Annotated in this window: 7 protein-coding genes; 5 read left to right on the forward strand and 2 right to left on the reverse strand. The window is 56.2% G+C overall.

Annotated features, from left to right (window positions below):
* Positions 1–368: 368 nt before the first annotated feature.
* Together AC0L3U_RS30480 and AC0L3U_RS30485 are read left to right on the forward strand one after the other, a co-directional pair.
* Complete coding sequence (locus tag AC0L3U_RS30480) at positions 369–2,303, forward strand: non-ribosomal peptide synthetase (RefSeq protein WP_473294093.1); 1,935 nt, start codon at positions 369–371, stop codon at positions 2,301–2,303.
* Positions 2,303–3,226 (forward strand): thioesterase domain-containing protein, encoded by a 924-nt coding sequence (locus AC0L3U_RS30485; RefSeq protein ID WP_007606839.1) that lies wholly within the window; start codon positions 2,303–2,305, stop codon positions 3,224–3,226. Before AC0L3U_RS30480 ends, AC0L3U_RS30485 begins: the two co-directional genes overlap by 1 nt.
* A 152-nt stretch (positions 3,227–3,378) precedes the next feature.
* On the opposite strand, the gene AC0L3U_RS30490 is transcribed toward AC0L3U_RS30485, so the two are convergent.
* Entirely contained in the window at positions 3,379–4,530 is a 1,152-nt protein-coding gene (locus AC0L3U_RS30490; protein WP_473294102.1) for an acyl-CoA dehydrogenase family protein, read from the reverse strand.
* A 677-nt stretch (positions 4,531–5,207) separates the two neighbouring features.
* On the opposite strand from AC0L3U_RS30490, the gene asnB reads away from it, so the two are divergent.
* A complete protein-coding gene (gene asnB / locus AC0L3U_RS30495) occupies positions 5,208–6,956 on the forward strand; it encodes an asparagine synthase B (protein WP_473294091.1) in 1,749 nt (582 codons plus the stop codon).
* 202 nt (positions 6,957–7,158) lie between these two features.
* On the opposite strand, the gene AC0L3U_RS30500 is transcribed toward asnB, so the two are convergent.
* Positions 7,159–7,404 (reverse strand): hypothetical protein, encoded by a 246-nt coding sequence (locus AC0L3U_RS30500; protein WP_007606836.1) that lies wholly within the window; start codon positions 7,402–7,404, stop codon positions 7,159–7,161.
* A gap of 301 nt (positions 7,405–7,705) precedes the next feature.
* Between AC0L3U_RS30500 and AC0L3U_RS30505 the strand changes: the two genes are divergently transcribed.
* Together AC0L3U_RS30505 and AC0L3U_RS30510 are read left to right on the forward strand one after the other, a co-directional pair.
* The gene (locus tag AC0L3U_RS30505; protein WP_007606834.1) at positions 7,706–10,021 is read left to right on the forward strand and encodes a polysaccharide biosynthesis tyrosine autokinase; all 2,316 of its coding nucleotides are present in this window, start codon (positions 7,706–7,708) and stop codon (positions 10,019–10,021) included.
* Between the two features lie 185 nt (positions 10,022–10,206).
* The gene (locus AC0L3U_RS30510) at positions 10,207–11,412 is read left to right on the forward strand and encodes a polysaccharide biosynthesis/export family protein (RefSeq protein WP_035973828.1); all 1,206 of its coding nucleotides are present in this window, start codon (positions 10,207–10,209) and stop codon (positions 11,410–11,412) included.
* The last annotated feature ends 61 nt before the right edge of the window (positions 11,413–11,473 follow it).

Raw genomic sequence — 11,473 nt, forward strand, 5'->3', positions numbered from 1 at the left:
CGCTCGATGACCTGCTCCTGGACTTCAAATTCCAGGCGCGCCCCGCGGCCAAGGAAACTCATCTTGCTTCCGAGTGCCAGTTGCGGACCAAGTCCGACTTCCAGAATAGCTGAAAGACCCACTTCAAAACAATAAAATTAAATAGCGACAAAAAAGCGTGACGCTCATGCAGCGCTTCTCCATACTGATTTTATTGCTCTTTTCCCCCTTGAAATAATTTACCATAGCAATGCTATTTAATTAAATTTGGAAACGCTCTATGATTATTTAGGGACCTGGCGGACGCGTTTCCGGGACGCGGGCACAGCTGGGAAGCTTTTTACGCGGGCAAACAGTTTGTACGGTTGCGAACTACCGGGAGGCGATTTGTGTCATTGATAGAAGCGTTGCCAAATCCATCGAAGGAATATCGCTCCGACATTTGGGGCACCTTGTCCGACAAGGAGCGAGCGCAACTGCGCGCGTGGAACGACACTCAGGCTGATTTTCCGCAAGTTTGCGCGCAAGAATTGTTCGAGGCTCAGGTCGAGCGCACGCCGGACGCAATTGCGCTTACATTCGGAGAGCGCCGCTTAAGCTATAGCGATCTAAACGAGCGAGCCAACAGTGTCGCTCACTATCTCCGCAAGCGTGGGGTTGGTCCCAACACTCTGGTGGGTGTTTGCTTCGAGCGCTCTCCCGAACTGATCGTGGCCTTGTTGGCCGTTTGGAAAGCAGGCGGAGCATACGTTCCCCTTGATCCGGCCTATCCTAAGGAGCGGTTGTCCTTCATGATCGAGGACGCGAACCCGCTCGTCCTTCTAACGCAACAAGGGTGCCTGTCGCTCTTAACGACGCCTGTAGACAAGGTCATCTGCCTGGATGTCGATTCGCCAATCTTGAGCGGCGAGTCCAAGGCTAATCCCCCGTCGGCAACGATCCCCTCAAATCTGGCCTACGTCATGTACACGTCCGGCTCGACGGGCAGGCCGAAGGGGGCGATGATCGTGCATCGGGGCCTGGTCAATTACCTGTGGTGGGCGATCAAGACTTACCCCGTGGCTGCAGGGTTTGCCGTACCGGTTCACACATCGATATCGTTCGATTTGACGGTTACAAGTCTCTACACCACCCTTTTGGGCGGCGGGACCGTTGAACTTTTGCCAGAGGATGTTGGCGCTCAAGGGCTCATGGCAGCCCTCAAAGCCCCCGGAAAGCGAGGTCTCGTCAAGATCACGCCCGCGCATCTCGAGTTGCTTAACGCACAAATCGCGCCCGAGCAGGCCGCAGATGCAGCCAGCGCATTTGTGATCGGCGGGGAAAACCTCGTTGCCGAAACTCTCCGCCTCTGGCGCGAACATGCGCCTGCGACGCGTTTGTTCAACGAGTACGGTCCGACCGAAACAGTCGTCGGCTGCTGCGTGCACGAGGTTCAAATTGGTGATCCGACAAGCGGCTCTGTCTGCATCGGACGTCCAATCGCCAATACACAGCTCTACGTTCTGGAGGAGAACATGAAGCCGGTCGCGCCCGGAGTGGCGGGCGAGCTGTTTATCGGTGGGACTGGCGTTGGCCTCGGTTACTTGAACCGGGCCGAATTGACCGCGGAACGATTCCTGTCGGACCCATTCAGCACTGAAACAGACGCGCGCCTCTATCGAAGCGGAGACCTGGCTCGTTTTCGCAACGACGGCATCCTGGAGTATCTCGGCCGAGCGGATGATCAGGTGAAAATTCGCGGCTACCGCATCGAGCTCGGTGAGATCGAAGCCAATCTCGCGGCCGAACCCAACGTGCAAGCGTGCGCCGTGATTGCTCGCGAGGACGAGCCAGGAAACCGTCAGCTCGTGGGATACATCGTCCCCCGTTTCGGTGCGCTGGACATGAACGAGCTAAAGGAATCGTTGGGAACCCGCCTGCCCGAATACATGGTCCCTTCGCAATTCATGCTGCTCGAAGCCCTCCCGCTCACCCAGAACGGGAAGGTCGACCGAAAGGCTCTCCCCGCGCCTCTTGCTGCCAGCAGGGGCGAGGGCGGCCCCCCACGAACCGAGACTCAAAAGGCCATTGCCGCTGTCTGGCACGAGCTGTTGCGGACGGAAGGGATCGGCATTCAGGATGATTTCTTTGATCTTGGCGGGCAGTCTATGACTGCCGTCGGTCTTGTTGCGAGACTGCGCGCGCTCTTCAATATCAACCTCGAGATTGCTGTTCTGTTCGAGCGACCGACGATCGCCGGACTTTCGGAGGCGATCGATATGCTCGTGATCACCAACCAGAGCACCAGTACTTCTCCAGGCGCTCGTGAAGAGTTCAATCTGTGATGGATGATGCAGCCCTCCTTTCGACGCTTCGCGCCCGCGACGTCCGCCTGTGGATCGAGGATACGCAATTGAAGTGCAGCGCCCCGGTAGGGGCGTTGGATGATGAGCTAAAGCAGGCGCTTGCCAGCCGCAAGCAATCGATCATGACAATTCTCCGGCAAGCCGAAGCCCGGAATATCGAACGAACCTCGATCGTGCCTATCAAGCCAGATGGATCGAGGCCTCCGATATTTGCAGTTTCTGGCCACGGCGGCGACATCTTTTGTATGCTTCCGTTAGCGCGACACCTGCACGCGGAGCAGCCGATGGTCGGCATTCAACCGCCTGGTCTCGATGGCAGTGAGCCGCTCTCAACGGTCCAAGATCTCGCACGTTATGAAGTCCAGCAAATCCGCAAGTACCGTCCGGAAGGCCCCTATCTGATTGCAGGGCACTGTGCAGGCGGAGCTTTAGCCTTCGAGGTCGCGCAACAGCTCACAGCAATGGGACAGAAAGTGGCCCTGCTTGCGCTCATAGGCAGTGCGTATCCGACGATGTTCAATCCAACATCGCTGTTGCTCGTACGCCTTTCCAGCTACCTGAAAGTGCTGACCCCGAGCGCGTTCAAACGCCGCCTTCAATTGAGGCTCGAACGACAGAAGGGCGTGGAACTCGTGGGAGCCAGCAATCTCGCCGCCAGAAGCCGGGTAGAGAATGCAACAGTCGCGGCGGTCCACAACTATACGCCGCGGGTTTATGACGGCCATGTCGACCTCTTCATTACAGCCGACTGGTGGCATCGCGCACACCTTTGGAAGCCGTTTGCTCGTTCGGTCAGCGAACACCATCTTGAGAAGTTTGAGGTCAATGATCTATTGATCGGCGAGCACGTCGGCGTCCTCGCCGGCGCAATGCAAGAGCGGCTAAACCAGATCGGCGCCTGAGGCTCCGATACGCGCTTGGCGGCGAGAAGCCGCCAAGGTCCCGGCCGATCCCCATTCCGGGCGCACTGCAAGAATTTGGCAACGGCAGCACCAGGTCAAGACGATTGTGATGGCAGCCTGGATGCCACCCGCGTCGAACGGCCCGATTTGGCTCAAAGCGAGGAGCCGATCACTTCCTTTAACACCTCGTTCGCACCTCCGTATATGCGCTGGACCCGGCTATCGGTCCACAAGCGCGCAATTGCGGATTCCTGCATGTAGCCGTAGCCGCCGTGCAACTGCACGCACTCGTCTATGATCCGACACTGGCTATCAGTGAGCCAGTATTTGGCCATGGCCGCGGTAACGGTATCGAACTGACCATTGATAAACTGCTGGATGCAATTATCCACGAACACCCGACCGACATGCGCCTCGGTCCTGCATTCGGCGAGCTTGAAGCGCGTGTTCTGCAGGTCCAGCAGAGGTTTGCCGAATGCCTTACGTTCCTTTACGTATGCGGTGGTGATTTCGATGGCGCGCTCCGCTGCCGCGACCGCGCTCAGTCCGATCGACAGCCGCTCGTATCGAAACTGATCCATCATTTGAAACAGGCCGCGCCCCTCGCTCGGGCCAAGCAGGCTACCGACGGGAACACGCACTTCGTCGAAAAACAATTCACAAGTGTCTTGAGCGTGCCGACCGACCTTCTCGAGTGGCTCGCCTACCCGATATCCCGGGAGATCTTTGGTCTCAATCACAAGCAGTGAGAGGGCCCTCGGCCCGGACACTCTGGGATCAGTCCGGACCGCGAGACAAACAAGACCGGCCTGCCAGCCGTTTGTGATGAACGTCTTTGATCCATTGATCACATAATGATCGCCATCTCTTTGCGCTGTGGTTCTGGTGCTCTGGAGATCCGATCCCGAACTGGGTTCCGTCAATCCGACCGCACCAACAAGTTCGCCAGCGGCCATTCGCGGCAGCCATCGAAGTTTCTGCTCTTCGTTTCCATAGGCGAGGATATAATGTGCAACTATGCTCTGAATGTTGAAGCCGAAGTGGACACCGCTCCGAGCAAGCTGTTCGATGATAACGGCCTCATAGGCGAAGGTCCCACCTCCCCCTCCATACTTCTCAGGTACGTCCGGAAGTAACAATCCAACCTGACCTGCCTTGAGCCAAGCCGAAGCGTCGGGGAAGCCACGTTCGGACCAACGCGCATGGTTTGGGACAAGCTCCGCTTCGATAAACTGTCGAACCGAGTTCTGAAAGATCCTTGTCTCATCGCTCATCCAAGGCGATTCAGGACGTGTCGGCATCATCATCTCAACTCACATTCGGATCGTGCACACCAACGATGCAGCATCGGCCAAGCGTTTGGCAAGGGGCGCAGGCGCCATTTCTTGAATCGGTCAAGGCAGATAGTAACAACAGAGAGAGCCAATTCGGAGCAAGACGCCGCGTGGCGGGACGATGGCTTGCCTCCTGATCGGGGATTTAAGACTGGCCCGACGTAATCGCATGGCCCTTTGCCAAATCACGCATTGCGATCATTCCGATCGACACATTCGGTCAACCTCGACCCACTTGCGTTCCGTGACAGGCATGCGTCTTCAAGCAAGACAGACGATTGCATTGTGCCGAGCACGTCCGTCGCGTGAGTGCGGCCGTCCGACCTCCAACCGACGGCAACGGCATTCGGTAGACCGCCGGTTTGGTCAACCCGAACCCCTATCTTTCGGTCTCCTGCGAGGCCGGGACAGAATCCCAGGTCGACCGACTTGGCAAAAAGGGGCTCGGCGCCAGGATTGTCATTAACGAAACTGGTAGTGCGCCCCTATTCGCTCGGAGCGAGCAGTAAAAGCGGTCCGCCCCCGTCGCAGCGACCCGTATCGAAGTGCTCCGAATGGCCAATGACTTTAACGCATAACGCAAAGCAAAATAATAAATCATATTGCAAATTTTTGTTTTATATATAATAAAATAAACCCGATTTAATATGACCCGCCGTTTCCTGCTTGCGGCTGATAGTGAATTTTACACCACCACGGCAGGCATTTTCCATAGTGGAGTAATTGCATTGTGCGGCTTTGTTGGCATTTTCGAGTTCAAGGAACCACTCGAAACGGCGCGTAACCGCGCTTTGGAAATGTCCAAGATGATCAGACATCGCGGACCAGATTGGAGCGGCGTCTACTCGAATGAAGGCGCAGTGCTTGCTCATGAGCGACTTTCAATCGTCGATGTGGAGCACGGGGCCCAACCCCTGATAGACGAAATGGCGGGTCGGGCGCTGGCCGTAAATGGCGAGATCTACAACCATGTTTCGCTTCGAGAGAAGCTGAAGCAACATCACGCCTGGAAAACGAAATCCGACTGCGAGGTCATCCTCTATCTTTATGACGAATATGGCCCCGCCGTGTGCAATATGCTCAGCGGGATTTTTGCGTTTGCTTTGTTCGATGAAAAGAAGCGTGACTTTTTTGTCGCGCGAGACCACATCGGCATCATTCCGCTTTACATCGGGTGGGATCGTGCCGGGGCAACCTACGTCGCGAGCGAGATGAAGGCTCTGGACGCCACCTGCGAAACGATCCAGGAATTTCCGCCAGGCCATTACTATACTGGGCGGGACAGGACTTTCGTCAAATGGTACAATCCATCCTGGGAGCACCAAGCGCCGACGGAAAAGGTTTCGCTTCAGAAACTCCGGACGGCACTTGAGACTGCGGTCAAGCAGCAACTCATGTGCGACGTTCCCTACGGCGTTTTGATATCCGGCGGCCTGGATTCGTCTCTCATCGCCGCCATCGCCGCGCAACACCGGTTCAAACGAATAGAATCAGGCGATACCGAGGAAGCTTGGTGGCCTCGCCTTCACTCCTTTTCCGTCGGGCTTGAAGGCGCTCCGGATATGCGCTTCGCGCGTAAGGTGGCCGAGCACATCGGAACGGTTCACCACGAGATTGTCTTCACGATCCAAGAAGGGCTTGATGCAGTGGCGGATGTCATCCGTCATCTCGAGACGTTTGACGTTACGTCAATTCGAGCGGCAACGCCCATGTATCTGATGGCGCGTAAGATACGGTCGACGGGCATCAAGATGGTGCTTTCGGGAGAAGGCGCGGATGAAGTGTTCGGCGGATATCTGTATTTTCACATGGCCCCGAATGCACAAGAATTTCACGAAGAGACTGTTCGAAAGCTGTTCGCCTTGAGCAAATACGACTGCTGTCGCGCTAACAAGGCCACAGCCGCCTGGGGGCTCGAGACGCGCGTACCATTTCTGGACAAGGAATTTCTGGACTACGCCATGTCAATAGACCCCGCGGACAAGATGTGCCCGGGAAAAAAAATCGAAAAAAGCATTTTGCGAGAAGCCTTTCCCGACCTTCTACCCGATGAGATTCTGTGGCGTCAAAAGGAGCAGTTTTCGGACGGTGTCGGCTATGGCTGGATCGATTCCCTGAAGGACTACGCGAACAGCAAGGTCACTGATGAAATGATGTCAATCGTGGAGCGGACATTTCCGAACCAGACGCCAACTTCGAAGGAGGGCTATCTGTACAGGACCATCTTCGATCGCATTTTCCAAAATCCGACCGCCTGCCTCACGGTTCCGGTAGGCCCGTCGATCGCTTGTTCGACGCCCACCGCATTTCGCTGGTCGCAGGAATTTGCGAAAATGGATGATCCTTCAGGAAGGGCTGTGCGGAGCGTGCACCTTCAGGCAACAGAGTCGGTCTGATTGTCCCTGGAGCGTCGCGGCAAAATTACCGCCCGGAGGCTCGACGAGAGTGGCTTAGGAGACCGCTAAAGGATCGGCAATGTCGAAATGGGGAAACCGAATGCATCTGCCTTCGGTCTCCCTTTCGTCAAGGGCTAAACAGCGATGATCGTGCTGATTCCAATGAACCGTTCGCGTTCGAGTACCGAGCGACTTTGGTTGCTCAGTCCTGCTTGCGACGTCGCTTCATCAGCCAATAAACGCCGTATGCCGCGGCCGCGAGCGGAATACCCGCACCGGCGATGGGCCCCGGAGCGCCATGCACCCCACCATTGGCCCAATTGGTGGGAGATCTTCCGCCGTAGACCCAGTCGTTAGACGAAAGAGCAGCGTTGTAGAAAACATAGCCGCTGGTTGCGGTACCCGACACGGCTAACAGAACTAAGACAATCTTCAAAATTGCGGACATGTTCAGCTTCCCGTCACCTGTTATAATTCTGATCTTCTAACACAAATATACATCCGACACCTGAAAATTAAACACACCGCGGCATTTGATCGCATTTATTATCAAATGCAATCCGTGACTTAGGGTTCCAGTTTTTCATAATCCGACCACTTGATTCACGATTAATTTCGCCTCTCGTCGATTTAAATTTTGACGTGCACTAACTTATCGATATGGTTTGAACGGGCCTGTCCGGATTTCGCGCAAGCTTTAAACTTGCGGGTGTCTTGGCCGGCCTGTCACGGAACGCGGGAAAGACCGGATGCTGCAGAACACCGACAGATCGAGGACTGCGCTCGGCAATGCCGACGGCCCGCCGCCGGGGGGCGCGACCGGAATCGGTCCGCTGGTGAATTTGGCACGTGGATTTTTGCGTCGTCAGTACGCCATCGTAATTTTTGGCGCGGTCCTCGCCCTGGCTGCTGGTCTGATCTACCTTCGCATCACGCCACCAACTTACACAGCTCAAGTGCGCATCCTGTTGGGAAATCAAAAGGCGCAGTTCATTCAGCAACAGTCTGCCGTTGCCGAACCGTCCTTTGACCCGAGGGAAATAGAAACCCAGCTGCAAATTCTCAGATCCAAGGCTATCGCAAGCGATGTCATCGACAAACTCGACCTCACGGCCGACCTGACGAGGAACACGGACTCTCCATTGACATTAATGGGACGCCGCCTTCGCAAGTGGTTTGGTGGCACACCAGGCCCCGATGAAAGCGAGTCACAGGCGCGACTGGCTGGCGACGTTATGACGGCGTTCCAAGAGCGGCTTACAGCAGCGCGCGTGAACTTGAGCAACGTGATCGAACTGACTTTCAGCTGGAATGATGCGGCGCGTGCGGCCCAGATCGCCAACGCAATTGCCGACGCGTACATCGCAGATCAGCTCAATGCAAAATTCGAGGCCAATCGAACGGCAACTCTCTGGCTGCAACAAAGAATAAAGGCGCTGGGAGATCAGGCTGAAACCGCTGAGCGCGCGGTCAACGCCTACAGATCTCAAAACAACATTTTCTCGACGGAAGGAAAACCTATCGACGAGCAGCAAGTCACTCAGGTGAATAGCCGCATCGTAGCGGCCCGGGCTCAAACGGCGGAATTGCTCGCGCGCCTAAACCGCTATGAAAGTATTCTCAAGGAGAATCCCTCTAAGGGGGAGTCAATCGGCACACTCGACGCCTCTGGATCGGATGCGCTGGCGAGCCCTATTATCAACAGTCTGCGCCAACAATACCTCGAGCTGGTCAGGCGGGAAAGCGAATGGTCGGCGCGGTTCGGCAAGGACCACCTCAGTGTCGTCAACCTGCGCGCTCGAATGCGCGAAATTCGAGCGTCCGTACTCGACGAAGTCCGCCGCCTGGCAGAAACGAGCCGGAGCGACTACGAGGTTTCCAAGCAACGCCAGCAAGATCTCGAAAAGCAGTTGTCAGAGGCCGTTTCGGTGTCACGGGCGACGAATTCGGCGGAAGTCACTCTGCGGGAGCTCGAAAGCCGAGCCAAAGGCTATCGAACGCTCTACGACACGTTCCTGCAGCGATATATGGGATCGGCGCAGCAAGAATCCTTCCCTATTTCGGATGCCAGGGTCATCTATCCCGCCTCCATTCCTCAGAGCAAAAGCAAGCCCAAGACGACAATCATACTTGCGATCGCCTTGTTCGGAGGTCTTGGTCTTGGCGTTGGACTGGGCTTGCTCAGAGAAACGATGGACCGGGTGTTCCGGACGCCGGATCAGCTCGAGGCAGCTCTGCGCCTCCCCTGCCTTTCCGTCGTTCCACTTCTGCAAGCGGCCAGGCTTCGGAAACTGAAAGCCAGCCTACTGCCGGATCGGGAAACCGGCAGGAGGACGGTTTCCACGCATTCGCCTTTGCATTGGGCCGTGATGAATATGCCGCTGTCGCGGTTTGCGGAATCGATTCGCTCAATCAAATTGGGCATTGACCTCAATCCGACGCAAACGACAAACAAGGTCATTGGCATAACGTCTTCACTGCCCCATGAGGGCAAGTCGACGATCGCGGCGTCTCTTGCCCAACTGATCGGACAGGGGGGAAAGAGCGTAATCCTCGTCGACTGTGATCTCAGAAACCCGTCTCTATCAAAGGCCCTCGCGCCGGATGCGAGCGTCGGTTTGCTTGAGGTCATTTTCGAAAAATGCTCTTTGGAAGAGGCGATCTGGCAGGAGCCAAAGACGAATTTGGCCTTTTTGCCGGTGGTTAAGATTCGGCCGCTGCTTCATAGCAGCGAGCTTCTGGCAACCGAACACATGCGCAAGTTGTTCGCTCGCTTACGAACTACCTATGACTATGTGATTGTCGACCTGCCCCCTCTGACGCCCATCGTCGACGTCCGCGCCACGGCGACGCTGGTCGACTGCTTTATGCTTGTCGTCGAGTGGGGGAAAACCAAAATCGATGTGGTGCAACACGCCCTGCACACGGCACCAAATGTCTATGAGAACCTGATTGGCGTCGTTCTCAACAAGACAGACATTCGGGCGATGCTCCAGTACGATTCCCACAGAAGCGACTACTATAGCGACGACCACTACGTGCACTACGGTCTTACCGACGCTTAACACTATTTTTGCGCGCTTTGCGTTTGTTGCATTTTGGCAACATTCTCGCACCGAGTTGCTGGGGCTGTCACGACGGCCTGTCCAGATTCCATACAAAATGGCATTCTCCCCAGCGCTGACTTTCCGACGAGCGTGCGGGGGATCTCCTGTTTACCATTGCGCAAATGACGGTGAAACGAACTGCCATGCTCCTAGTGCTGTTTTGCGCCGGGTGTTCGATCGTGCCGACGACTGGACCGCAGGGGGTCGATGTACTCAACAAATCAGAGGGCGGACAGCCAGTTAGCGTTCCTTACGCGCTTGTAAAGGTCACCCCCGAAGTCGTTCAGACGCTCGGTCAATATATACCGAGGTTGTCGACGGCATTTGCCGACCGGTCGCCGCCGAAGGCATTTCGCTTCGGCATCGGTGATATCGTCAGCGTGACTATTTTCGAGGCCGCGGCCGGTGGGCTGTTCACGTCCGAGAATGGCGTGCGGGCTGGAAACTTTGTGACAGTCCCCAATCAGGCGGTCGACGAGAACGGGAACATCGCTGTTCCGTACGCCGGAGAGGTGCGGGCAAAAGGCCGCTCGCCTACCGAGGTTCAAGCGGACATTGTCGGCAAGCTCAAGGCACGTGCGCTTGAACCGCAGGTGGTGGTCTCAGTCGCCCAGCAAAACACATCACTTATCAGCGTTCTGGGGGATGTGCGCACAGCTGGCCGCTTCCCTGCAAGCCCTTCGGGTGAACGCATCCTTGACGCAATTGCGAGAGCCGGCGGTCCAGGCACTCAAGGCTACGATATGTGGGTCTCGCTTGAGCGATCGGGTCATCGCGCCAGCGTGCCTTTTGGCGCTCTCTTGTACGAACCCACGAACAACATCTACGTGCTCCCGAGCGACGTGATCTATGTGTTCGGCCAGCCACAGACATTCGTCGCGGTGGGTGCTGCTGGCGCATCGGCCTCTGCCGGTCAGGGCCTCTACAAGTTTGACGCGTGGAGACTTTCGCTCGCGGAAGCTGTCGGCAAGCAGGGCGGCCTTAACGACTCCCTCGCCGATCCAAGCTGGGTGTTTTTGTATAGAGGCGAAACGCGCGAAGTTGCGGCGCGACTTGGCGTGGATTGTACGAAGTTTGCCGGCCCAATCATACCTATCGTTTATAATGTCAATCTTCGCGATCCGTCGGGGTATTTCCTCGCACAAAATTTCGAAATGAGGAACAAGGACGTGATTTACACATCGAACGCCGCGTCGGTTGAGACGACGAAATTCCTGACTTTCCTGCGGACCATCATGGCTACCGCGAACGACCCCATCACCTACGCGACGAACGGACTTATCCTCAGGAACACCATTCAGGGTACTGGCTCGGCAACGGTCATCACAACGCCCACACCGATTCACTGAAGTTGGCCATTGTGATGGCGACGGATCTCATCGAGCACAGCCACGAGGCCCTTTTCCTGCG

The sequence above is a fragment of the Bradyrhizobium sp. Kon69 genome (genome assembly GCF_055807515.1).

Bases quoted from the DNA above. Each gene is read 5' to 3' on its own strand.
- AC0L3U_RS30505 (WP_007606834.1), top strand. From the start codon at position 7,706: ATGCTGCAGAACACCGACAGATCGAGGACTGCGCTCGGCAATGCCGAC.
- AC0L3U_RS30485 (WP_007606839.1), top strand. From the start codon at position 2,303: ATGGATGATGCAGCCCTCCTTTCGACGCTTCGCGCCCGCGACGTCCGC.
- AC0L3U_RS30500 (WP_007606836.1), bottom strand. From the start codon at position 7,404: ATGTCCGCAATTTTGAAGATTGTCTTAGTTCTGTTAGCCGTGTCGGGT.
- AC0L3U_RS30490 (WP_473294102.1), bottom strand. From the start codon at position 4,530: ATGATGCCGACACGTCCTGAATCGCCTTGGATGAGCGATGAGACAAGG.
- AC0L3U_RS30510 (WP_035973828.1), top strand. From the start codon at position 10,207: ATGCTCCTAGTGCTGTTTTGCGCCGGGTGTTCGATCGTGCCGACGACT.
- asnB (WP_473294091.1), top strand. From the start codon at position 5,208: ATGACCCGCCGTTTCCTGCTTGCGGCTGATAGTGAATTTTACACCACC.